Source organism: Acinetobacter sp. G18 (assembly GCF_052660225.1).
This window is the reverse complement of sequence record NZ_CP109658.1, coordinates 2,367,994-2,391,013: the sequence shown is the minus strand read 5'-3', so window position 1 is coordinate 2,391,013 and position 23,020 is coordinate 2,367,994. Positions and strand designations below refer to the sequence as shown.

22 protein-coding genes are annotated in these 23,020 nt (G+C 40.6%); 19 read left to right on the top strand and 3 right to left on the bottom strand.

Translation table 11 applies throughout. From position 1 onward, the window contains the following. Positions 1–35: 35 nt before the first annotated feature. Complete coding sequence (gene paaZ / locus NE363_RS11400) at positions 36–2,138, bottom strand: phenylacetic acid degradation bifunctional protein PaaZ (protein ID WP_445535084.1); 2,103 nt, start codon at positions 2,136–2,138, stop codon at positions 36–38. A gap of 265 nt (positions 2,139–2,403) precedes the next feature. On the opposite strand from paaZ, the gene paaA reads away from it, so the two are divergent. The 13 genes from paaA to NE363_RS11335 all read left to right on the top strand — a co-directional run bounded on the left by paaA (position 2,404) and on the right by NE363_RS11335 (position 13,772). Beyond that, entirely contained in the window at positions 2,404–3,342 is a 939-nt protein-coding gene (gene paaA, locus NE363_RS11395; protein WP_445535083.1) for a 1,2-phenylacetyl-CoA epoxidase subunit PaaA, read from the top strand. A 32-nt stretch (positions 3,343–3,374) separates the two neighbouring features. After that, positions 3,375–3,665 carry a 1,2-phenylacetyl-CoA epoxidase subunit PaaB gene (gene paaB / locus NE363_RS11390; protein WP_000389648.1) on the top strand — a complete coding sequence of 97 codons (291 nt, stop codon included), beginning with the start codon at positions 3,375–3,377 and terminating at the stop codon, positions 3,663–3,665. A 12-nt stretch (positions 3,666–3,677) separates the two neighbouring features. Beyond that, positions 3,678–4,433: a 1,2-phenylacetyl-CoA epoxidase subunit PaaC gene (gene paaC, locus NE363_RS11385; protein WP_445535082.1), complete on the top strand. Its 756-nt coding sequence runs from the start codon at positions 3,678–3,680 to the stop codon at positions 4,431–4,433. 16 nt (positions 4,434–4,449) lie between these two features. Next, positions 4,450–4,950: a 1,2-phenylacetyl-CoA epoxidase subunit PaaD gene (gene paaD, locus NE363_RS11380; protein ID WP_445535081.1), complete on the top strand. Its 501-nt coding sequence runs from the start codon at positions 4,450–4,452 to the stop codon at positions 4,948–4,950. Positions 4,951–4,973: 23 nt separating this feature from the next. Next, entirely contained in the window at positions 4,974–6,035 is a 1,062-nt protein-coding gene (gene paaE / locus NE363_RS11375; protein ID WP_445535080.1) for a 1,2-phenylacetyl-CoA epoxidase subunit PaaE, read from the top strand. Between the two features lie 8 nt (positions 6,036–6,043). Next, complete coding sequence (locus tag NE363_RS11370) at positions 6,044–6,817, top strand: enoyl-CoA hydratase-related protein (protein ID WP_445535079.1); 774 nt, start codon at positions 6,044–6,046, stop codon at positions 6,815–6,817. Then, positions 6,817–7,608 (top strand): 2-(1,2-epoxy-1,2-dihydrophenyl)acetyl-CoA isomerase PaaG, encoded by a 792-nt coding sequence (gene paaG / locus NE363_RS11365; protein ID WP_014206400.1) that lies wholly within the window; start codon positions 6,817–6,819, stop codon positions 7,606–7,608. Before NE363_RS11370 ends, paaG begins: the two co-directional genes overlap by 1 nt. A gap of 2 nt (positions 7,609–7,610) precedes the next feature. Then, a complete protein-coding gene (locus NE363_RS11360; RefSeq protein WP_445535078.1) occupies positions 7,611–9,149 on the top strand; it encodes a 3-hydroxyacyl-CoA dehydrogenase in 1,539 nt (512 codons plus the stop codon). A 12-nt stretch (positions 9,150–9,161) separates the two neighbouring features. After that, on the top strand, positions 9,162–10,370 hold the full coding sequence (pcaF, locus tag NE363_RS11355) for a 3-oxoadipyl-CoA thiolase (protein ID WP_445535077.1): 1,209 nt from the start codon (positions 9,162–9,164) through the stop codon (positions 10,368–10,370). A 40-nt stretch (positions 10,371–10,410) separates the two neighbouring features. Beyond that, positions 10,411–11,700 carry a phenylacetate--CoA ligase PaaK gene (gene paaK / locus NE363_RS11350; RefSeq protein ID WP_000377865.1) on the top strand — a complete coding sequence of 430 codons (1,290 nt, stop codon included), beginning with the start codon at positions 10,411–10,413 and terminating at the stop codon, positions 11,698–11,700. Between the two features lie 53 nt (positions 11,701–11,753). Continuing rightward, on the top strand, positions 11,754–12,719 hold the full coding sequence (gene paaX / locus NE363_RS11345; protein ID WP_000062822.1) for a phenylacetic acid degradation operon negative regulatory protein PaaX: 966 nt from the start codon (positions 11,754–11,756) through the stop codon (positions 12,717–12,719). Then, a complete protein-coding gene (locus NE363_RS11340) occupies positions 12,706–13,311 on the top strand; it encodes a DapH/DapD/GlmU-related protein (RefSeq protein WP_445535076.1) in 606 nt (201 codons plus the stop codon). Before paaX ends, NE363_RS11340 begins: the two co-directional genes overlap by 14 nt. A gap of 77 nt (positions 13,312–13,388) precedes the next feature. Then, positions 13,389–13,772 (top strand): PaaI family thioesterase, encoded by a 384-nt coding sequence (locus tag NE363_RS11335; protein WP_445535075.1) that lies wholly within the window; start codon positions 13,389–13,391, stop codon positions 13,770–13,772. Positions 13,773–13,937: 165 nt separating this feature from the next. On the opposite strand, the gene NE363_RS11330 is transcribed toward NE363_RS11335, so the two are convergent. Next, a complete protein-coding gene (locus NE363_RS11330) occupies positions 13,938–14,654 on the bottom strand; it encodes a FadR/GntR family transcriptional regulator (protein WP_270907032.1) in 717 nt (238 codons plus the stop codon). A 158-nt stretch (positions 14,655–14,812) separates the two neighbouring features. On the opposite strand from NE363_RS11330, the gene NE363_RS11325 reads away from it, so the two are divergent. The 6 genes from NE363_RS11325 (at position 14,813) to NE363_RS11300 (ending at position 21,655) form a co-directional block, all read left to right on the top strand. Further along, positions 14,813–15,691 carry a fumarylacetoacetate hydrolase family protein gene (locus NE363_RS11325; RefSeq protein ID WP_140947342.1) on the top strand — a complete coding sequence of 293 codons (879 nt, stop codon included), beginning with the start codon at positions 14,813–14,815 and terminating at the stop codon, positions 15,689–15,691. Further along, entirely contained in the window at positions 15,688–16,476 is a 789-nt protein-coding gene (locus NE363_RS11320; RefSeq protein WP_270907034.1) for an alpha/beta fold hydrolase, read from the top strand. Before NE363_RS11325 ends, NE363_RS11320 begins: the two co-directional genes overlap by 4 nt. A 31-nt stretch (positions 16,477–16,507) precedes the next feature. Beyond that, a complete protein-coding gene (locus NE363_RS11315) occupies positions 16,508–17,866 on the top strand; it encodes a metal-dependent hydrolase family protein (RefSeq protein ID WP_174757237.1) in 1,359 nt (452 codons plus the stop codon). Positions 17,867–17,936: 70 nt separating this feature from the next. Then, on the top strand, positions 17,937–18,716 hold the full coding sequence (locus NE363_RS11310) for an outer membrane protein OmpK (RefSeq protein WP_270907036.1): 780 nt from the start codon (positions 17,937–17,939) through the stop codon (positions 18,714–18,716). 778 nt (positions 18,717–19,494) lie between these two features. Beyond that, a complete protein-coding gene (locus tag NE363_RS11305; protein ID WP_445535074.1) occupies positions 19,495–20,079 on the top strand; it encodes a TetR/AcrR family transcriptional regulator in 585 nt (194 codons plus the stop codon). 235 nt (positions 20,080–20,314) lie between these two features. After that, positions 20,315–21,655 carry an aspartate aminotransferase family protein gene (locus NE363_RS11300; RefSeq protein ID WP_191011184.1) on the top strand — a complete coding sequence of 447 codons (1,341 nt, stop codon included), beginning with the start codon at positions 20,315–20,317 and terminating at the stop codon, positions 21,653–21,655. A 150-nt stretch (positions 21,656–21,805) separates the two neighbouring features. On the opposite strand, the gene qhpR is transcribed toward NE363_RS11300, so the two are convergent. Beyond that, positions 21,806–22,840 carry an AraC-like transcriptional regulator QhpR gene (gene qhpR, locus NE363_RS11295; RefSeq protein WP_002157169.1) on the bottom strand — a complete coding sequence of 345 codons (1,035 nt, stop codon included), beginning with the start codon at positions 22,838–22,840 and terminating at the stop codon, positions 21,806–21,808. Positions 22,841–23,020 lie beyond the last annotated feature (180 nt).

Below are 23,020 nucleotides of genomic sequence, written 5' to 3'. Positions count from 1 at the left end.
GATGGGGACGAGGTGGCCCCTTCTCATTTTAAACATTAAGCCTCGCGAGCAACTAAAGTTAAAATGTCGTAGGTTGCGACAAGTTCACCACGTTGGTTTTTGACTTTAATATCCCATACCACAACGCCATGCGCAGGCTGAGATGGGTCTTTTTGTGGTTTAGGTGTTTTTTGTTTACAGGTGAGTTCAACCTGAATCGAGTCACCAATTTTAACCGGTTCAACAAAACGTAAGTTGTCCATACCGTAATTGGCGATAACTGGACCTTGTGCTGCATCTACAAATAGACCTGCTGCAGCAGACACAATGAAATATCCATGTGCCACACGCTCTCCAAAGAAAGACTCGGCAGCTGCAATTTTGTCGGTATGCGCGTAGAAGTAGTCACCACTTAAACCAGCAAAGTTAACAATATCTGCTTCGCTTACGGTGCGACGCGCCGTTAATAAACGTTCACCAATCACTAACTCATCAAAAGACTTTTTAAATGGATGTACACGGTCTTCGTTAACTTTCGAGCCAGCAGTCCACGAGTGGGTAATTTGCGTCAAGCTATTTGGAGAACCTTGAATTGCAGTGCGCTGCATATAATGTTTAACCGCGCGAATACCACCTAACTCTTCACCGCCACCTGCACGACCAGGGCCGCCGTGTACTAAATGCGGTAATGGAGAACCATGTCCTGTACTTTCTTTTGCTGACTCTGCATCGAGTACATGCACACGGCCATGCCAAGGCGCGATTTTTTGAATAATCTGCTCAATATTCTCACCATTATTTTTAACGACAGAAGCCACTAAGCTACCTTCACCACGTGAAACAAGGTCAGCGAGTTCTTCAATGTTTTGATATGGCATGAGTGTACATACCGGACCGAAAGCTTCTGTGGTATGCACATGTGTCGCTTGTAAAGGTTGTTCGCAGAGTAATAAAGTTGGAGCGAAAAAAGCACCTTTTTCAGGATGATCTGCATTAAATGTAAAACTATCGTTGCCACCAAAAACAATTTTTGCATCTTTGCTGAGTTCGGCAACTTTTTCTGCAACGTCATGTTTTTGTTTAATGCTCGCTAAAGCACCCATGGTGGTTTCTTCTTTTTGAGGGTCGCCCACCACAACTTTAGCAAGTTTGGCAGTTAGCTTTTCTTGCACAGTCGCTAACAAGTTTTCAGGAACGAAAGCACGACGAATTGCAGTACATTTTTGGCCTGCTTTGGTGGTCATTTCACGGAAGACTTCACGCACAAATAAATCGACAGTTTCTTCATTTGCCTCAGGGCTTAAAATTGCACTGTTTACCGAGTCGGCTTCCATACTAAATGGAATCGAATATTTATTGAGGTGAGGGTGGTTACGTAGTTTTTGACCTGTGTAAGCAGAACCTGTAAAGGTGACACAGTCTTGTGGGCCTAGGTGGTCGAACAGGTCATAAGTTTGACCACAAATGAGTTGTAGTGCGCCTTTTGGTAAGACATGTGTTTCTTCAATGGCTTTTACAACTGCTTGAGTTAATTGTGCACCATCGGTTGCTGGTTTCACTATACATGGCACGCCTGCTAGTAGAGCGGGTGCAATCTTTTCAAGCATTCCCCAAATTGGAAAGTTAAAAGCATTAATGTGAACGGCAACACCTGCTTTAGGGCTTAAAATGTGTTTAGCGCCGAAAGTCCCATTTTTAGAGAGTTGAATCCAGCTATCTTCAGTAATAATTTTTTCATCATTGAGTTCACGGCGAACCAGACTTGAATAAGCAAATAATGTCTGGATCCCGCCTTCAATATCAATCCATGCATCTTTACGAGTTGCGCCTGTCGCATAAGCAAGTTTGTAGAAGTCTTCCTTACGTTCAAGTAAATGTTGGGCAATCTGTTTTAACGCATTGGCACGTTGGTGAAACGTCCAGTTAGCCAGTTCTGAACCATTCTGTTTGGCATATTGAACAACACGCTTCATATCTATGCCATGACTACTTACGGCATAAATCGATTCACCTGTAATGGCATGATAAACGGTACGTAATTCTTCGTCAGACGAATGCCAAGTTCCATAGACATAAGAAGCAAGATGAGGCAGTTGATGCTCAGACTGCTGAAAATCTGTGTCAGTTGAGGTTCCTTCTAGGTGTGCTTGTTCAAGCATGACCAAACTCCTTTTTTATTTGATACATCAATTATAAAAATTGCAAAAATATGATTCATAATTTCAGATTAATTTGTCTAAAAGTCAACTTTATTTTGATTTGTAAACGTAAAAAGATTTTTTGTTTTCAATTAATGTTTATTAATTTCAAATATTTAGTCATTGTTTGCTGGCTGGATTTAATTTGATACTAAAAAATTAGTTGACTTTGTTTTTTGTGTATCGAAAAATAGATTTAAGGGTGATACCTACAGGGAATGAAAGAATGGAAAACAATTACCAGAAATTTGAACAAAATATTGCCAATGAAATTACGATCGAGGCTAAGGATCAAATGCCTGATGCCTACCGCAAAACATTGATTCGTCAAATCGGGCAACATGGCCATTCTGAAATTGTAGGTATGTTGCCTGAAGGAAACTGGATTACGCGTGCGCCGACTTTAAAACGTAAAGCGGTTTTGCTCGCGAAAGTACAAGATGAAGCGGGTCATGGTTTATATCTGTATAGCGCGGCAGAAACCTTAGGTGCTGACCGTGATGACATGATGGAAAAGTTGATTAATGGGAAAATGAAATACTCATCAATCTTTAACTATCCAACTTTGACTTGGGCAGATGTCGCTGCAATTGGTTGGCTTGTCGATGGGGCAGCCATTGTGAACCAAGTTGCGCTTTGCCGTACTTCATATGGGCCATATGCACGTGCGATGGTACGTATTTGTAAAGAAGAAAGTTTCCACCAACGCCAAGGTTTTGAAGCCATGATGGCTTTGGCAAACGGTACACCGGAACAAAAACAGATGGCACAAGATGCAGTGAACCGTTTCTGGTGGCCAGCACTGATGATGTTTGGTCCAAGTGATGAGCACTCTCCAAACAGCGCACAAAGCATGGCGTGGAAAATCAAACGCTTTAGTAACGATGAATTACGTCAAAAGTTTGTCGATAACACCGTACCACAAGTGTTGCAACTTGGCTTGGAAGTACCAGACCCAGATTTAAAGCTCAATGAAGAAACAGGCCACTATGAGTTTGGCGAGATTGACTGGCACGAATTTAATGAAGTAATTGCCGGACGTGGACCATGTAATCACGAGCGTATCGAAGCACGCCGTAAAGCATGGGAAAGCGGCAAATGGGTTCGTGATGCAGCAGTAGTCTACGCAAAAAAACAGCAGCTTGAAGCGAACAAAGTGGCTTAACAAGATTTATGGAAAAATTTGAGGAAATCAAAATGGAAGATAAAAACAACTGGTCGCTCTACGAAGTATTTGTACGTAGTAAACAAGGCTTAAGCCACCGTCATGTAGGCAGCTTAAGAGCACCTGATGATGAAATTGCACTGCAACATGCTCGTGATGTTTACACGCGTCGTAATGAAGGAATTAGCATTTGGGTGGTTCGTTCTGAACTGATTAAGTCATCACAGCCAGATGAAAAAGCAGAATTTTTCGATCCTTCTTTAGACAAGGTTTATCGTCATCCGACTTTTTACCATATCCCAGATGGCATTGAGCACATGTAAGGGAGATGACACATGAATCATTCAGTTTTATCTAAATTCTTATTGCATATTGGCGACAGTCAACTGGTTTTATCTCAGCGTTTGGCTGAATGGTGCGGGCATGCACCTGAGCTTGAGGTTGATATTGCCTTAGCAAATATCGGCTTGGACTTGTTAGGTCAAGCAAGAAACTTTCTGACTTTGGCTGGTCAATATGATGAAGCTAAACGTGATGAAGACCAACTTGCGTATTTCCGTACAGAACGAGAGTTTTTAAACCTATTGTTGTGTGAACAACCCAATGGCGATTTTGCACAAACGATAGTACGCCAGTGGTTGATGGACCATTACCATCTTCATTTATTTACGGCTTTAACGCAAAGCTCACTTCCTGAATTAAGCGCACTTGCCGTTAAATCTTTAAAAGAAGTGAAGTATCACATCCGTTTTTCAACAAGCTGGATGGAACGTTTAAGTTTAAGCACAGATGAAGCGCATCAACGTGTACAAGATGGATTAAATAATTTATGGCGCTTTACCGCTGAATTATTTGAACTGAGTGCAGACGAGCAAGCACTAGTTGCAGAAGGTGTGATTCCAGATTTTTCAAATGAAAAAGAACAATGGAACCAAACCATCGCAGATGAGCTTAAGCGTTTTGAATTAAATGTTGCTGTGAACGGTGCTTATCGCCGTGGTGCGAAACAAGGATTGCATACCGAGCATTTGGGTTATTTGTTGGCTGAAATGCAATGTATTCAAAGAACTTATCCGGGCATGACCTGGTAAGACAAGGAGGTGAGCCATGCAAATGATTCGTCATTGCATCGACCAATGTTGGGATGTTCTACAAACGGTCAGTGACCCTGAAATTCTGGTTTTATCGGTTGTCGATTTGGGGATGATCCGCGGTGTAGAGATTAACGATCAACAAGAAATTATTGTTCGTCTAACTCCGACATATAGCGGTTGCCCAGCAACAGATATGTTGAAAGCACAAATTGTTGAGGCATTTACCGCAGAAGCTTTGACACCGGTCAAAGTCATGGTCGATTTGTCAGAAGCATGGACCACGGACTGGATGTCTGAAGCGGGCAAAAAGAAACTGCAAGTCTATGGCATTGCACCACCTGAAGGGTTGGCGCATCAATGTGGAACTCATGTTCACTTAACAAATGGTGTCGAGTGCCCACGTTGTAAAAGCCGACATACCCGACTGTTAACAGAGTTTAGTTCTACCGCCTGTAAAGCACTTTATAAGTGTCAGGACTGTCTTGAGCCTTTTGATTACTTCAAATGTATTTAAGTCTTTAGATAAGGAAATCAGCCATGAGCCAATTTGTACCATTAAAAGTAAAAAGTATTACACCGCAAACCGATCAGGCAATTTGTATTGCATTTGACGTTGTACCTGAACAACAAGAACAATTTCAATTTCAACCGGGTCAACATTTAACCATTCGCCATTTAACCGAAGCGGGTGAAATCCGCCGTTGTTATTCAATTTGTAGCTATGCGGGCAAAGAAGACATCAGTATTGCGGTTAAAAAAATTGATCAGGGTCAATTTTCAAACTGGGCAAATGACCATTTAAAAGTGGGCGATGTACTTGAAGTCATGCCACCACAAGGTGTGTTTTTTCAAAAAGCAGCCAAGATCGGTGGACAAAACTATTTAGGCGTTGCTGCGGGCAGTGGTATTACCCCAATTTTATCGATTGTTAAGCAAGTGTTGTTTGAACAACCAGAAGCTAAATTTACCTTGCTCTATGGCAATCGTTCATGGAAACAAACCATGTTTGCCGAGCAAATTATGGATTTGAAAGATCAGTTTAAAGAACGTTTTCAGCTCATCAATATTTTTTCTCGTGAGTTTAACGATAGTGAGCTGATGAATGGTCGTATTGATGAAGAAAAGCTAAAACAGCTTTTTGATTTTGATGTGCTTGAAACGAGTTTTGACCATGTGTTTGCCTGTGGTCCAGACGAAATGATGAATGCCGTAGAAAGCACTTTGCCAAACTATGGTATTGCAAAAGAAAAAATCCACACTGAACGTTTCCACACAGGCCAAGCGCGTAAACGTAGTGTTGAAGCGGATGCAAATCGTAAAGAAGAAAAAGTAAACATCATTTTAGATGGTCGTGAGCTGATTGTTTCTGTGGCTCAAGATGATGAAAGTATTCTTGATGCGGCTTTACGTGCAGGTGCCGACTTACCGTATGCATGTAAAGGTGGGGTGTGTGCGACCTGTCGTTGTAAGGTACTTTCAGGCGAAGTCGACATGTTCCTTAACTATAGTCTTGAAGAAGATGAAGTTGAAAAGGGCTATGTGCTGAGCTGTCAGACCTTACCAAAAGGCTCAAATGTTCGCTTGAGTTTTGATGAGTAGAGGCTGTCATGCAAGAGTTGATCAAAGCCAGCACAGCTGCTGACGGTGTTTTGTTATTAACCCTAAACCGTCCGGAAAAAAGAAATGCTTTAAACAATGCAACATTGCAGTGTTTATGCGAGTTGCTCGAAGAAGCTGAACATAATGCTCAAGTCAAAGCAGTGGTTTTAACGGGTAACGCTCAGTGTTTTGCGGCTGGTGCAGATCTTAGTGAGTTGGCTGCAATGGATGCCGTGTCTTTACAACTCGATATTCGCCCGAAGCTTTGGCAAAAAATTGATGCCTTTAGTAAGCCACTGATTAGTGCAGTCAATGGTTATGCCTTAGGCGCTGGGTTTGAGTTGGTTTTGCATTCAGATATGGTGATTTGCGGTGAAAATGCCCGTTTTGCTTTACCTGAAATTACCTTGGGTATGTTGCCGGGTGCAGGCGGAACACAACGTTTAGCACGCTTGGTTGGGCAACAACTCACCATGCGCTGGGCCATGACAGGTGAGATGATTTCGGCAAAACAAGCCGAGCAACATGGCATTTGCAGTCAAGTGGTGCCAACCGAATTAACCGTTGAATATGCGGTTCAACTGGCAGCCAAAATTGCCAAACAAGCGCCTTTAGCGATTTGTGTGATTAAACAATCAATTAAAAATATTCATGAAACGACTTTAAGTCAGGGACTCAAGTTTGAACGTCAAAACTTTGTCTGGCTGGCGGCTACAAAAGATCGAAACGAAGGGATTAATGCTTTCTTTGAGAAAAGAAAGCCAGTGTTTAGAGGTGAGTGATGGACTATCAAAATATTATTGCTGAAGAAAAAAATGGTGTTGGCTACCTGACATTTAACCGCCCAAAAGCACTGAATAGCTTTAACGTTGATATGCATCGTGAAGTGGCTGAGGTTTTAAACCTGTGGACCAAAAATCCGGATGTTCGCTGTGTTGTGATTAGTGGCGAAGGCCGCGGCTTCTGTGCAGGGCAAGATTTAGGTGACCGTGTAGTAGACCCAAACGCTGAAGCACCAGATTTAGGATATTCCATTGAAACTTACTATAACCCGCTCATTAAAACGATTGTAAATATGCCAAAGCCTGTGATTTGCGCGGTAAATGGTGTGGCAGCAGGTGCAGGGGCAAATATTGCACTGGCGTGTGACTTGGTGATTGCAGCTAAATCGGCAAACTTTGTACAAGCCTTTTGCCGTTTAGGACTGGTTCCAGACTCTGCGGGTACATGGTTTTTACCACGTGCTGTAGGCCATGCGCGTGCGATGGGTCTGACCTTGTTAGGTGACAAGCTCCCAGCAGAAACCGCAAAAGAATGGGGCATGATTTGGGATGTGGTTGAAGACGCTGAGCTTAAAACAAAAGTCACTGAACTCGCTGAACGTTTAGCGAAACAGCCTACATTTGGTCTATCTCTTATTAAAAAAGCCATTCATCAATCAAGCAATAACACCTTTGAAGAGCAAATGCTGTTAGAGCGTGACTTACAACGTATTGCAGGTCGTTCAGAAGATTATCGTGAAGGGGTACAAGCCTTTATGAATAAACGGGAACCAAATTTTAAAGGGCGCTAAGCATGACAGATTTAGATTTATCTCGTGCCCGAATTGCCGTTATTGGTTCTGGCACCATGGGCATCGGCATTGCCCAGTTAGCCATCGTCAATGGGCACTCGACCGTTTTATATGATTTAGATGCTCAAAAAGCGCAACAAGCAGTTGAGGGCTTGGAGCAGACGTTTAAAAAACTGGTTGAAAAGAGCAAGCTCACAGAGCAGCAAGCTGATGAAGCTTTAGCGCGTTTAACGGTGGTCAACCAAGTTGAAGCGCTGCGTGATGCTGACTTAGTCATTGAAGCAGTCGTTGAGAAAAAAGAAGTTAAACAGTCTTTATTTAAACAGCTCGCTGAAATTTGTAGTGCGCAAACCATTTTTGCAAGTAACACATCTTCAATTTCAGTGACTGCAATTTCGGCGGGTATTGCTCATCCTGAGCGCGTAGTGGGTTTACACTTTTTTAACCCTGCGCCAGTCATGAAATTGGTTGAAATTGTACAAGGTTTAAAAACACCAAACAGCTTATGTCTGGCTTTAAAAAACTTGATGTTGAATTGGAAAAAAATTCCAGTACTCACCAAGTCGACTCCTGGTTTTATTGTTAACCGAATTGCTCGTCCGTTTTATGCAGAAGGCTTTAGAGCACTGCAAGAACAAGTTACCAGCTATGACCAGCTAGATTATGCCTTGAAGCAATGCGGCGGTTTTGCGATGGGACCGTGTGAACTTACTGACCTCATTGGGCAAGATGTTAACTTTTCAGTGACCCAAAGCGTTTACCAAGAGTTTTTTTACGAGCCGCGCTACCGCCCAAGCCTCATTCAAAAAGAATTAGTCGATGCAGGTGCTTGGGGTCGTAAGTCAAAACAGGGTTTCTATAGTTATAACGAAAAAAATCAGTACGAGACATTTCAGCCTAAAGCTGTTGTTGCCAAGCCAGTCGATGCTCATATTCAGCTAAAAGGTGCTTGGTCTCAGATACCTGCATTTTTAACGCGTTTGAGTTTAAAAAGCGGATCTGCGAGTGACGACAATATTCTTCAAATTGATGATATCGACTTGCGTTTAAGCCAAGGTGAGTCAGCCAATATTCATTACTTAAGCCGTAAAGTGGTTTTAATGGATTGGCACCATGATTTTGAGCAAGCAGAGACTTTAGTACTCAGTCATAACGAACTTTGTGAAGCAAGTGATTTGGCTAAAATTGAGGCTTACTTTGCACAGTTTGGTATGAGTGTGATGTGGATTAAAGACCATCCGGCACTATTAACCTTACGTACCATCGCTTTACTCATTAATGAAGCCTGCGAAGCAAGTTTACATGGTGTTGCGAGTCTGGAAGATATTGATAATGCCATGAAATATGGAGTGAATTATCCTAAAGGTCCTTACCAGTGGTTGACACAAATGGGCGGTGCTTATGTGCTCCAAACTTTAAATAACTTATATGCACTGTATGGAGAGGAAAAATATCGCGCGAGTATCTACCTCAAGCAATACGTAGCAAAAACCCAAAACATTGCTACTCAATATTCACGTGATATGACCGAATTTGCATAATCAGGAGTCAACATGGAAGACGTTTTAATTTGCGATTTTATTCGTACCCCAATTGGACGATATGCAGGTGCCCTAAGTGCTGTACGTGCAGATGATTTAGCTGCATTGCCCATCAAATATTTAAAAGATAAACACCCGAACCTACCATGGAATACGGTAGACGAAGTGTTTTTAGGATGCGCTAACCAAGCAGGTGAAGACAACCGTAACGTTGCACGTATGGCAACACTTTTGGCAGGCTTACCTGATACAGTGCCAGCGATGACAGTCAATCGCTTATGTGCTTCTGGCTTAGATGCGGTAGGACTTGCGGCACGCTCAATTAAAGCAGGTGAAGCACAGTTCGTTTTGGCAGGTGGTGTAGAGTCAATGAGCCGTGCGCCATTTGTACAAGCTAAACCAACAGAAGCGTTTAGCCGTACACCTGAAATTTATGACACCACTATTGGCTGGCGCTTTGTAAATAAGCAACTTAAAGCACAATACGGCACCGACAGCATGCCGGAAACTGCCGAAAATGTAGCTGAAAAATATCAGATTAGTCGTGAAGACCAAGATGCGTTTGCATTGCGTAGCCAACAAAAAACGGCCGCTGCACAACAAAACGGTTTCTTTAACGATGAGATATTGCCTGTCGAGATTACAGACCGTAAGAAAAACGTGGTTGTGGTGAATCGCGATGAGCATCCGCGTGAAACGACACTTGAAGCACTCGCAAAACTAAAAGCGCCTTTTAAGAAAGAAGGCGGTTCAGTGACTGCTGGAAATGCCTCTGGTGTAAATGATGGTGCAGCCTGTGTGTTAATTACCAACCGTGAATTTGCAAATACACATGGTTTAAAACCTTTAGCACGTGTGATAGGCATTGCAAGTGCAGGGGTTGAACCCAAATATATGGGTATAGGTCCTGTTCCGGCTGTGCAGAAAATTTTAAAGCAGACAGGTTTAACGCTAGATCAGATGGATGTGATTGAGCTGAATGAAGCATTCGCAGCCCAATCTTTGGCTTGTATGCGTGAACTTGGTCTAAAAGATGACGATCAACGTGTTAACCCAAATGGTGGTGCGATTGCGTTAGGACATCCGCTTGGCATGAGCGGTACACGTTTAGTGATTACGGCAACACGTGAGCTAAAAAAACGCGGTGGACGCTATGCACTTTGCACGATGTGTGTGGGTGTTGGACAAGGCGTTGCACTGATTTTGGAAAACTTAAATTAATTCAGACGGTTTTTAAAATTACATAATGAGGAGAGAGGCGATGGACAGCCTTACAACGGATAATGTTGAGCAATTAACACTTGCAGAGCTTAGAGAGCTGCAAACTAAACGGTTAAAGCAAACCCTGACTTTTGTATATGAAAATAGTCCGGTCTATAAGAAAAAGTTCGATGAAGCAGGTGTACATCCTGACGACTTCGTGACTTTAGACGATCTGGCAAAGTTTCCATTTACCACCAAACAGGATTTAAGAGACAACTATCCGTTTGGGATGTTTGCCGTACCGCAAGAGCAAATTGTGCGTTTACATGCATCATCAGGCACAACGGGTAAACCGACAGTGGTGGGTTATACCCAAAAAGATATTAATACTTGGTCTGACATTGTTGCGCGTTGCTTACGCATGGCCGGTTTAACCGCGAAAGATATGGTTCAGGTGGCTTATGGTTATGGACTCTTTACAGGTGGTTTAGGTGCACATTATGGTGCCGAGCGCTTAGGTGCAACGGTTATTCCAATGTCTGGCGGTCAAACTGAAAAGCAAGTTCAGCTTATTCAAGACTTTAAACCGACTGCAATTATGGTTACGCCATCGTATTGTGTGAGCATTATTGAAAAGCTGGAACAGCAATTTGGTACTGCACGTAATACGTCTTTAAAAGTGGGTATTTTTGGTGCCGAGCCGTGGACCAATGAACTCCGCCGTGAAATTGAAGAACGTCTTAATATTAAAGCACTCGATATTTATGGTTTGTCTGAGGTCATGGGTCCGGGTGTTGCCATGCAGTGCTTAGGTGAGGGCGAGGGATTAACCATTTGGGAAGATCATTTCTACCCAGAAATTATTAACCCTGAAACAGGTGAAGTCTGTAAAGATGGCGAACTTGGCGAGCTAGTCTTTACGACCATTACCAAAGAAGGCTTACCGATTATCCGTTACCGTACTCGTGATCTGACCCGCTTACTACCGGGTGAAAATCTGGCAATGCGTAAGATGGATAAAATTGTGGGTCGTAGTGACGACATGCTGATTATTCGCGGTGTGAACGTTTTCCCGACCCAAATTGAAGAGCAAATTTTGCAAGTTCCGCATTTAGTTCCAAATTATGAAATTTTGGTGACTAAAAAAGGCCATATGGATACTTTGCATATTCGTACAGAGATGTGTCATAACTGTACTATACAGGCCAATCAACTTGCTCAGGAGTTGATGAAACGCATTAAAACCATGATTGGGATTAGCGTTACTGTAGAAGTTGTGACAGAAGCGACCTTACCTCGTTCGGAAGGTAAGGCAAAGCGGGTAATCGATATGCGTCAGATTGCTTAACATCAAGATCATTCAGGGTATAGAATCTATACCCTGAAACTAAACGCCAAGACATGAGTATGAGTGCAAAAATACAGCAAATAATTGATTCTGTTGTAAAGAATGAAACCTTAAGTGGAACTTCGCTTATTTCGACAATTTTTGGAGATTCAGTACTTCATCGGGGTGGAAACATTAGTCTTGCGAGCCTGATTCAGTTATTAGAGCTGTTTGGTTTTAATGACCGTGCTGTAAGAACCTCTGTTTTTCGTTTAGTTAAGAATGATTGGTTATGTTCGGACAAAATCGGCAGAACCAGTTTTTATCGAATTACCGATTCGAGCCGTTCGACTTATTTGCAGGCCGAGCAACGCATTTATAACGACCAGATGAAAGAGTGGGACCATTATTGGGATCTTATTCTGATGTCTAGCCTCGATACTGAAAATAAAGCGTTGTTAAAGAAAGAACTCGAATGGTTAGGGTTTGCCAATATTTCGACAAACTTAATGGCTTATCCGGGTTGTAACCGTATTGAACTGCAACGTTTGTTGGTTGACTTAAATATGAGTGAGCAAGTGGTGGTGTTTAAAGCCGAAACATTGCAACTCTTTAATAATTCGGTCGATACCATTGGTCGTATGCTCAGAACTAACTGGCCAATCGATGAATTGCGCCAAAGATATCTACAGTTTCTCGATATTTTTAGAGAAATTGGCGTGTTGCTGATGCAGGAAAACGAACAACTCGAACCTGTTCAGGCCTTTCAAATTCGAACTTTGCTGATTCATTACTATCGACGGATTTTGTTGAAAGACCCTGCATTACCGCTTGAGTTGTTGCCAACTGACTGGCCCGCGATTAGTGCACGAACGTTATCAATGAATATTTATAAAAAAGTATTTGAACCTGCGGATGAATACTTCTTGTCTGTTGCCGCAACAGCAGAAGGACCAATGCCAAATGCCACAGCACATTATTGGCGCCGTTTCGGAGGTTTGGTGGCGACAAATGAGAGGTTAAATCATGCCTTGTTATAGTATTGACGGTGTTATTCCAGTCGTTAGCCCAGAAGCTTTTGTACATCCAACGGCTGTTTTAATTGGTGATGTGATTATTGAAGCGGGTGTATATGTAGGGCCATTTGCTTCATTGCGTGCCGATTTTGGCCGTATTCATATTAAGCAAAATGCCAATATACAAGATAACTGCACCATACATGGTTTTCCGCAAAGCGTAACTTTAGTTGAGGAAATGGGGCACATAGGGCATGGCACAACTTTGCATGGTTGCCGTATTGGAAAAAATGTTTTGGTCGGTATGAACAGCGTAATTTTGGACTATGCCGAAATTGGTGAAAACACCATTATTGGTGCAAATAGTCTGGTCAAAACCAAAGATATTATTCCGGCAAATGTATTGGCAATGGGAAGTCCTGCCAAGGTTGCACGTGATTTATCAGAACAAGAAAAAAAGTGGAAAACTAGAGGCACGCAAGAGTACATTGAACTTGCACAGCGCTGCTTAAATTCAATGCAAGAAGTTCAGCCTTTAAGCTCAGAGTTGGATGACCGCCTGACCTATAAGGACTTTAGTTCTTCAAACTATCAGATTAAACAAGATAGCGTTTAACGGCTTTTAATCAGTCGATTTCAATACATATAGGTTTATAACACTTAAGGAATACTCGCACGAGTAGGGAGACGTTTGTGCAAAATATGGAAACTACCGCAGTTGATCAATTCGCAGAGCTATTGGGTGTACAAGTGCTGCATCGCAGTTTTGATGAAGCGCGTTGTCAGCTTAATGTAAAAGACGAACACATGAATGCCTTGGGTGGTGTGCATGGTGGAGTCATATTTTCTTTAGCCGATATTGCTTTTGCGATGGCTTGTAATGCAGGGGATGCGCCATATACGGGCCTACAGGCGGATATTCGCTATATGAGCGGTGCGAAAGATAAGATGTTATTTGCAACGGCAACCAAGGTTGGAAGTAGTAAAAAATTTGCGCATTATGAAGTGTTAATAACGGACGGTTTGAATAATAGAGTCGCTTTGTTTACATCGACCTGTTATAGGCTTGCGCCGTGATAGGCGGCTAGTTAGGGGGTGGATGGGCCTTTTACTCTGAACTAATATTGTTTGCCAATCCACGCGAATACTGCAAATTTAACAATTTACTTTAAGTAAATAAAAATCCATATAAAAAATTGATTTATATTGAATTAATGGGGTTATTGTTTAACTTTAAAAGTACTAGATTTCACCAATCATACTATTTCTAACTTCTATCAAGTGCTGATAAATAGCCTCACTTGCTGCTTTTGAGTCTCTTTGTCTAAGAGCATCTACAAGTTTTCGATGTTGATCTCGATAATGCGCTAATCTTTCCGGAGTTAAGCTTCGTTGTTTTAAAGATTCCCACTCTGGCTGTCTACGAACACCATTAATAACTTCATAAAGATCAGTTAATAGATTATTGTGAGCTGCACCCAGAATTGCTTGATGCAACATACCATCCCAATGTTCAAAATCTAAAATTGTATTAGCTTTCTCACTTTCTTCTAAACAATGAATAATTTGTTGTAAATCTCGGCTAGATGCTCGAGTTGCTGCTAATTCCACAAATTGTGGTTCTAGCATTATACGTAATTCCATTACTTCAACGGGACTAGCGCCATGAATGCGTTGTATTAATGAATCAGCTTTCTCAATATTAGTACTTGAAGGGGTATCTGAGACAAAAGTGCCACGACCCACGTGGCGGGTGATTATTCCTTCTTGTTCTAATTGATCCATTACTTTTCGGATTGTATTTCGAGCAATACCAAATTGTTCAACTAGATCACGTTCAGGTGGCAGTCTATATCCTGCTGGCCAAGTTCCATCGGTTATACGTTTACGAATATGCTGTATTAGCGCTGTACTACTATGTCTTGCTTTTTTTCGTAAGCCTTGTACCGCAATTTCCATAACATCTTTCACCTCTTACAATTGTGATCCAATTCTAATCCAATTTAAAAAAATAGTCCATTTTTTTAAAAAATGGTTCAAATATGATTGACAATAAAAGACCAATTAACAATAATGGTTCATGTAATAACTGATATGGTTTACAATTGGATCAAGATATGAAGCTATTAACATTTCGTAATGCTGCAGGCGATAATACTGTAGCCAAGTTAAATACTGATGGAACAGTTCAGCCACTTGCTTACCCAGATGGACGAGTTGTAAATGATTTATTAACTCTAATTAAAGAGGATATATCTTTAGAAACCCTAATAGATTTCGGACCGGCTCAAACTTTAGAATCAATAAAGTTATTAGCACCAATTCCTAAACCAATACGAAATATCTTTTGTGTTGGGAAAAATTATATTAATCATGCCCAAGAATTTACTAAGAGTGGTTTTGATGCAGGGCAAACTGCAGCAGATGCAATTCCAACTGATCCAATTGTTTTTTCAAAAACTCCTGAAACTGTAATTGCACACAAGGATCGTATCTGGGATGCAGCTGGTGTAAGTGATGCTTTAGATTATGAAGCTGAATTAGCAGTTGTGATTGGCCAGGGTGGACGTGGTATTAATAAAGCTGATGCTATGAACCATGTTTGGGGCTATACCATTATCAATGATATGACTGCACGTGATTGGCAAAAGCGTCACAAACAATGGCATTTAGGTAAGTCCTTCGATACCTTTGGTCCTATGGGTCCTGTAGTTGTTACGGCTGATGAAATTGACGGACATAATCTTGACTTGAAATGTTGGGTAAATGATGAGTTACGTCAAAATACCAATACTAAAGATCTTATTTTTGATATTCCAACTCTAATTGAAGCGATTTCTTCTGGTATTACTTTATTACCTGGGGACATTATTGCTACTGGCACTCCAGAAGGTGTGGGTATTGGTTTTAATCCACCACGCTTCCTTAAAAGAGGGGACGTTGTAAAAATTGAAATTAGTGGTATTGGCCAACTTGAGAATGAGGTGGGTGCGTGACTTCTTCAGTAATTAATGGTCTTTGGGTTGAAGACACTGGCCTTGGTGAAGAGGTATTTTTGTGTATCCATGGGTTAGGCGGGACTTCAAATTTTTGGTCCCCAATTTTAGGAGCTTTTGGTAATTATCGAGTAATTCGACCAGATTTAGCAGGCGCTGGTCGTAATTCTTCAGTATCTGGAAGCCTAACTATACAAGGTCATGTTGAATCGTTAATCAAAATTTTAGATATTCTTAATATCACGAAAGTACATCTTGTCGCACACTCTATGGGGACAATTATTGCGCAACATTTGGCTGTAAACTATCCTCATCGTGTTCTTTCTATGTCTTTGTTTGGACCTTTATCTGCTCCAGCAGATGGGGCTCGGGAAGCAACACGTAATCGTGCAAAACAGGCAAGAACAGGCAATGCAGCTATGCAAGAAATTGCTGATGCAATATGTAAAGCTGCAACTAGTTCAGAAACAAAGACTGAAAGACTAGTTACACTAGCATTAATTCGTGAATCAATTATGCGCCAATCTCCGGATGGATATGCTCTTAACTGTGAAGCACTTGCTGAAGCTGAAAAAGCTGAAATTGAGAGATTAGATTTACCTGTTTTACTTGTTACTGGTGATGAAGATGGAGTAGGGACTCCTGAAGGAACCCAAGCTTTAGCTCATCGGTTAAAGAATGTTCAGCAATTTGTTTTACAAGGATGTGGTCACTGGACGGTTTATGAAAAGCCTTTTGAGTGCATCCGATTAATAACAGATTTTTATAAAAAATTGGGTTTATGAAATAATTGATTCAATTGAAGGAATAAATAGTATGGATACTATAGCTATTACAAATATTTCAATTTTTGATGGAAGTGGAGCAGATCCTTATTTAGGTGAAGTTCTTGTGGAAGGCAATAAAATAAAAGCTATTGCAAAAAATGGTGAATATTTAGAAACAGGAGATGCAAAAATTATTGATGGTCATGGGGCTTTCCTCATGCCTGGTATGACTGAAGGACATACACATTTTTCTTGGAATGATCAACCTAGTTTATCCGCAATTCAATTCATGCCCCCTGAAGAGCATATCCTTTGGTGTATTCGTGTAGCTAAAAGATATTTAGAAATGGGCTGGACAAGTGCATTAGGAGCAGCAACTGCTAAACCTCGTTTAGATGTAGTAACTCGTAATGTTATTGAGGCAGGAGCTTTCCCAGGACCGCGATATCTAGCAGGGAGCCAAGAAATTACGACACCTGGAGGGCTGGGTGATAATACTTTGCCTCATCTTCCAGATACTGCAATGAATTTTGGTGCTATTTGTAATGGCCCAGAAGATATGCGTCGTATTGTGCGTACATTTGTTAAATATGGTGTAGATCACCTAAAAATTAATCTTTCAGGAGAATATATCGCAGGAATTCCAGCAGAAGCTAACCCTTTTTCTGAAGAAGAAATTGCTATGCTGGCATCAGAAGCCAAAATAGCAGGCAAAAGAGTTGCTGCACATGCTCGTTCAAATGAGTCAGTAAAAGCATGTATAAAACATGGATTTGAATTAATTTTCCATGCTAGTTTCGCTGATGAAGAAGCTTTAGATATGCTAGAAGCTAATAAAGATAAGCATTTTGTCGTTCCTGGTTTAGGTTGGTTGATAAATACACTTTATAACGCCAGTGATTATGGTATTACTGAAGAAATTGCAACCAAAATGGGATACAAGCGTGAGTTAGAAGTTGCTTCCGAAACACTTTCCAAAATGCATAAAAGAGGTATACGTGTCTTACCAGGAGGTGATTATGGTTTTGCTTGGATGCCTCATGGGACAAATGCTAAAGATCTCGAATATCTTGTCAAATATGTAGGTATGACTCCTAAAGAAGCTTTAATTTCAGCTACTAAATATGGAGCTGAATTAATGATGAGACCAAATGATTTAGGTCAGATTAAAGAAGGATTTCTTGCAGATATTATATTGGTTGATGGAAATCCAATCGAAAACCTTGCCTTATTACAGAATCCTGAAAAGATTTTAATGGTGATGAAAGATGGTGAGATCTATAAAAATATGCGAACTGTCCTTCCACCACGGGGAGTGATTCGTTCTGTTTATGGTGGAAATCCACTAGTAGAGGCAGGAGTACGCAAAGTATCTCCCAATGATCCAATGAGTTCTCATACTACCTAAATCATTTGATGGTTTTACCTTTGTAAATCGCGGGGTAAAACCACTTTCCATCTTTTTTCGGAGAATTATCATGTCCCGATTCTATTTAATGGGGGCAATAGCTTCGCTTATTGTTTTTTTTACAACAAGCGTATCTGCCCAAAATTTTACGATTAATTCATTTTCATTATTAGCAACTAATAAAGCAAAATCTGATGCTATCTATGGTTACGGTACTAGTGATGAAGATTTGCAGATGTTTCAATATGAACATTTCAGTACTCATGATTGGGGCGATATTTATTTTGATGCGGAACTATTCCATGGAAATGATGTAGGTTCGCCTGTAGTGAGCGGAAATGATTTTCAATCACTATTTGTATTAAACCCAAGATTAAGTATTAGTAAATTAACTAATAATCCAATGAGTTGGGGGCCTATCAGTGATGTAAGTCTTATAGGAAGATGGGAAGTTAGTAGTTATCCATCTAGTAATAATTTCCATTCACAGAATTATGGAATCTCTCTAAATTTTAATGTGCCTTATTTTTCTTGGTTTGAATCGGGTTTGCTTTATCGTGACACCAATTTTGATCCCGATACGTGGTTATGGCGTACTGTGTTAATGTCTAATCCAATAAAAATAAAAGAACAAAATTTTCATATTAATTTATTATCTTTAGTAAATGGTAGTAGCCACAATGGAACAGAAATATTTGAGAGGGGAGATTTATTATGGGAAATAGGAAAAAAATCTAAAACTCAAATTGGAGTTCGACTCGAATATGTGAATTATGCTAATGATCCTTTAAAAACTAGTGGAGACTATAGCCGATTTACTCCTTTTTTAATGATTAAATACACACCTTAATTTTTCTAAACAATTTTAAATTATAGTAAGACGTGTAAGCAGGGATATATATACCTGCTTACTTATAGCTATCTTTCAACGAGCCTTTTCAGAAACTAATAGAGAATCTCATCTTTGGTATGAGATGGCTTTATTTGTTTATGTGAATGAAAGTTTAATAAATATTCCCCTCTACAACCCTCACTTAACAATAACCCACCCATTATTTAGCCTTACTTTTCTAATGATTTAATTTAAAACAAATGGCATTTTGCGTGCTTGACTGCAAAAGGGTTGGGCACTATTCTTTGCCTGCTGGCCACATTGCCAGACGGTCGTCGCGGACCGTGATGAAAGATCGCATCAGAGTTATTCCTTCTGAGGGATAGTCTTATGCGTGAACTCCTCGTCTCCTCCCGTTGCGGTAGGACGGGAGAGGGACACCTTCGGGTGTGCTGGTTATATCTTTCACCAGTCCGCGAACCCTTTCTCGTTCTGCCACCATAATTCTATAAATGTCTGGCAGAACTCCCAATAAAAAGGAGTTGGCTTTGCACATCCATTATTTCTTGGCTCTCAATGCCAAAAGCTATAACGACACAGCTTAAAAAATTTTAAAGCAGCTTGATTGCCCTAAGGTTTTCAGGCTTTAAGTCTTTTTTATTTAAAACTTAGTCATAAAAAACTTGAGATGTGCCAAGCACAGTCTTTACGGCTTTGCTGTGCCTTTTTTTCTCCCAAAAGGGGCACAGGCTTTTTATCTCATTTAGAAACAACAAGAATTTATAACGGAAAAATTATGCGCAATTTAGATATCTCTTCCAAAAAACTACAGGTTGTTCAAACTGCAATCCAACTCTTTACTACTCGTGGCTTTCACACTGTAGGTGTAGACCTGATTGCTAAACAATCCCAAATCACTAAATCTACGTTTTATAAATATTTTGGCTCAAAAGAACACTTAGTTGAAATGTGCATCGCCTTTCAAAAAAGCCTGCTCAGAGAGAAAGTGCTCGCTATTATTTACTCAAGCCGTTATTACGCGTCAAAAGATAAACTCAAAGAAATTATTGTATTACATACCAATTTAAACAGCCTCTATAACCTTTTACTAAAAGCTATTTTTGAAATAAAACTCCTTCACCCGCAGGCTTACCGTATGGCGGTTGAATATCGAAAGTGGCTGCGCCATGAAATTTTTGACCTGATTTTTAGCGGAGAAATCCGTGAGCCACAATTCGATGCCAACATGGTGGTAAACCTGATAGATGGTTTACTCCTACAGGTTTTAGGCTCACAAGGTTTGGAGGAAAGAGATGTAGTGTTGGATTATTTTTTAAATTCTTTTGTTAGAAACTTTAGCCCACGATTACGGGAAGCATAAGCCCTAATGATAAATAGCGATTAGATGAGCTTTGAGCGTTGCAATAACAGAGCAATAAGTTGACTTCAAATTGTGGCTTAAGTGGTCTGAGGTCAAGTTTTTTTAAAGAGACTTAAGCAATATGGTTTGCGTAACTTCAATCAAATACTGAAATATGTCGAATCAGCGTATGAGTTGCCTACATCAGTCATCGTGTCACGCAAAAGTATGCTGAATATAAATAGAGGAGTCATTCATGGGTACGCGTTCAACCATTATGGATACCAATAGCTTTCGTCCAGAACATGCTGCTGAGCTGGACCATGCTACCCGCAAACTGACCGATAAAAGAAATAAAATTTTAGGCGAATCCTATCGCTTGTTTTATCGTAATCCCGTGCATCTGGTGAAAGGACAGGGGCAATATTTATGGGATGCAGCAGGTCATCAATATCTAGATGTTTACAACAATGTTGCCAGCATTGGTCATTGTCATCCTGCGGTGATTGAAGCGGTAAATGAGCAAATGAAAATGCTCAATACCCATACCCGTTATTTACATGAAAATATTTTGGATTATACCGAAGAACTTTTACAAACTACTCCCGATGAAATTGACCGTGCCATGTACATGTGTACGGGTTCAGAAGCGAATGATTTAGCGATTCGTATTGCCCGTGAATATAGCGGCGGTACAGGAATCATTGTGTCTCAAGAGTCGTATCATGGAACCAGTAGCTTAACGTCAGGATGCTCTCCAGCGCTTGGAACTGAGCAGCCTCTAGATGCGACAACTCGTCTAGTTCCAGCACCTGATTATTATCGGGTTCAAACTGATGATTTGGGCGAATGGTTCGCACAGCAGATTCAGCAACAAATTGACGATATGAATGCTAAAGGGATCAAGTTTGCAGGTTTTTTAGCGGACTCAATATTCTCTTCTGACGGTGTAATGCCTAATCCTGTTGGGTTTTTACAAAAAGCGGTTGATGTTGTGCATGCCAATGGCGGTATTTTTATTGCTGATGAAGTACAACCGGGTTTCGCACGCACTGGCGATTCTTTCTGGGGCTTTGGTCGCCACAATGTTGTGCCTGATATCATTACCACAGGTAAACCAATGGGTAATGGGGTGCCAGTGTCAGGGCTTTTAGCCAAGAGTGAAGTCCTCGCTGCTTTTAGCGATAAAATTCCATATTTTAATACCTTTGGCGGTAATCCTGTTTCTATGGCAGCGGCACAGGCTGTACTTAAAGTCATTCAGGAAGAAGAATTGCAAACCCATAGTAAATATGTGGGAGGGCTACTTCTTAAAGAACTCACTAAACTTATGGACAAACATGAGATGGTCGGTGATGTCCGTGGCGCTGGTCTGTTTATCGGGTTTGAACTGGTTAAAGATAGAGCGACAAAAGAGCCGAATAAAGCATTGGCTTTGAACCTTATTGAAGAGCTCAGAAACACTCATCGAGTTTTAACCTCAGTTGCAGGTCCCTATGGCAATGTATTAAAACTGCGCCCACCTTTGGCTTTCCAAATAAAAGACATCGATTGGTTAGTCGGTGCTTTAGATCAAGCCTTAACAAAATTAAAGTAAGACCTTATATAAAAAATACCCTTCAAGTTGGATGTTAAATCTAATTTGAAGGGTATTTTGTTGTTCAATTATCTTATGTGTCTTTAGACGTTATCTCGAATTACTTACATAATAAAAAGGCCTTTATTCAAGGCCTTTATTTGCGATTTTTTAGTGTCTTAATTGACGTGGTGTAACACCAAACCAGCGCTTAAATGCACGAGATAAAGCACTTACTTCTGAGTAACCTAGCAGGAATGCCATTTCTGAAATTGGAATATTTTTTTGTTTAATATAATGCTCGGCCAACTCACAACGAACCTGATCGACTAAATGGGTAAAGGTGAGCCCTTCATTTTTTAAACGGCGGGTAAGGGTGCAACTGGTTAAACCAATATCGTGAGCGATTTTTTCAAGATTTGGTTCACCTTCACTCAGTTCAAGTTGGATGTGAGAGCGAACCTGATCTGCAAGACTTTGGCTTTGAGACGAGCGATTGAGTAACAGCAGCGTATCTAAAATCACTGTTAATAAAATAGAATCACGCCCCGGCATAGTATGCTGGACGTCTTTTTTTGAAATGATGATGGAGTTAAAAGGCTGATCAAAATAAACAGGCGCGTTAAATAATTTGCTGTGTTCTTGCCAGAATTCAGGTCGAGTATGCTCAAAGTGAATCGCGCGAGGTGAATAATGAGGACCCATCACTTCACGGATCACATTCATAAACATGCCCATGGTCAGTTCTGCATCTTGGCGGCGAGTTAAAATCGCGCCGTGTTGAACTTGATAATCTATGCGCCAGCTATCTCCCAAATCGACCATTCGATTAAGCGTATCTTTCTGATGCAAATAAAAGTTATTGGTCATGTTCATGAGTGCAGATTCTAATGTGTTTGAACAAAGACCAATGTACCCAATGAGTCCCAATGATTTGGGTTGAAACTGTTGACCATAATGCAGGCCAAAATTATCACAACCAGAAACCAGTGCCGCCTGTTCTAGCACTTTGCAATAATTGGGCAGTTGTAAGCTCAACGTTGGGCTAATTAAAAGTTCAGGATTAATACCACTAATACCTAAAACGCGATCAACATCTGCACCTTTTTGACGAATAAACTCGCTTAATCCAGAGGCAGCTGCAGACAATACACCTTGATTACACATATTTGAGTCGACAAGATGAGCTGGGTTGAGATGTAACATGTCAAGTCTCATGATATTTATTCCTACTATTCTTATATTAAGCAAAAGCCATACCAGTTTTTGCTTACGTCCTTGATTTTGTGTTGTTAAAAATTTTTATAAAATAATGACTTATGTGTTGCTGTTTTAAGTTTCAGGCTTGATTCTTTAAGAAGAGATCAAGAGTTGTATTTAACGTGG

Bases quoted from the DNA above. Each gene is read 5' to 3' on its own strand.
- paaZ (WP_445535084.1), bottom strand. From the start codon at position 2,138: ATGCTTGAACAAGCACACCTAGAAGGAACCTCAACTGACACAGATTTT.
- paaA (WP_445535083.1), top strand. From the start codon at position 2,404: ATGGAAAACAATTACCAGAAATTTGAACAAAATATTGCCAATGAAATT.
- paaB (WP_000389648.1), top strand. From the start codon at position 3,375: ATGGAAGATAAAAACAACTGGTCGCTCTACGAAGTATTTGTACGTAGT.
- paaC (WP_445535082.1), top strand. From the start codon at position 3,678: ATGAATCATTCAGTTTTATCTAAATTCTTATTGCATATTGGCGACAGT.
- paaD (WP_445535081.1), top strand. From the start codon at position 4,450: ATGCAAATGATTCGTCATTGCATCGACCAATGTTGGGATGTTCTACAA.
- paaE (WP_445535080.1), top strand. From the start codon at position 4,974: ATGAGCCAATTTGTACCATTAAAAGTAAAAAGTATTACACCGCAAACC.
- NE363_RS11370 (WP_445535079.1), top strand. From the start codon at position 6,044: ATGCAAGAGTTGATCAAAGCCAGCACAGCTGCTGACGGTGTTTTGTTA.
- paaG (WP_014206400.1), top strand. From the start codon at position 6,817: ATGGACTATCAAAATATTATTGCTGAAGAAAAAAATGGTGTTGGCTAC.
- NE363_RS11360 (WP_445535078.1), top strand. From the start codon at position 7,611: ATGACAGATTTAGATTTATCTCGTGCCCGAATTGCCGTTATTGGTTCT.
- pcaF (WP_445535077.1), top strand. From the start codon at position 9,162: ATGGAAGACGTTTTAATTTGCGATTTTATTCGTACCCCAATTGGACGA.
- paaK (WP_000377865.1), top strand. From the start codon at position 10,411: ATGGACAGCCTTACAACGGATAATGTTGAGCAATTAACACTTGCAGAG.
- paaX (WP_000062822.1), top strand. From the start codon at position 11,754: ATGAGTATGAGTGCAAAAATACAGCAAATAATTGATTCTGTTGTAAAG.
- NE363_RS11340 (WP_445535076.1), top strand. From the start codon at position 12,706: ATGCCTTGTTATAGTATTGACGGTGTTATTCCAGTCGTTAGCCCAGAA.
- NE363_RS11330 (WP_270907032.1), bottom strand. From the start codon at position 14,654: ATGGAAATTGCGGTACAAGGCTTACGAAAAAAAGCAAGACATAGTAGT.
- NE363_RS11325 (WP_140947342.1), top strand. From the start codon at position 14,813: ATGAAGCTATTAACATTTCGTAATGCTGCAGGCGATAATACTGTAGCC.
- NE363_RS11315 (WP_174757237.1), top strand. From the start codon at position 16,508: ATGGATACTATAGCTATTACAAATATTTCAATTTTTGATGGAAGTGGA.
- NE363_RS11310 (WP_270907036.1), top strand. From the start codon at position 17,937: ATGTCCCGATTCTATTTAATGGGGGCAATAGCTTCGCTTATTGTTTTT.
- NE363_RS11305 (WP_445535074.1), top strand. From the start codon at position 19,495: ATGCGCAATTTAGATATCTCTTCCAAAAAACTACAGGTTGTTCAAACT.
- NE363_RS11300 (WP_191011184.1), top strand. From the start codon at position 20,315: ATGGGTACGCGTTCAACCATTATGGATACCAATAGCTTTCGTCCAGAA.
- qhpR (WP_002157169.1), bottom strand. From the start codon at position 22,840: ATGTTACATCTCAACCCAGCTCATCTTGTCGACTCAAATATGTGTAAT.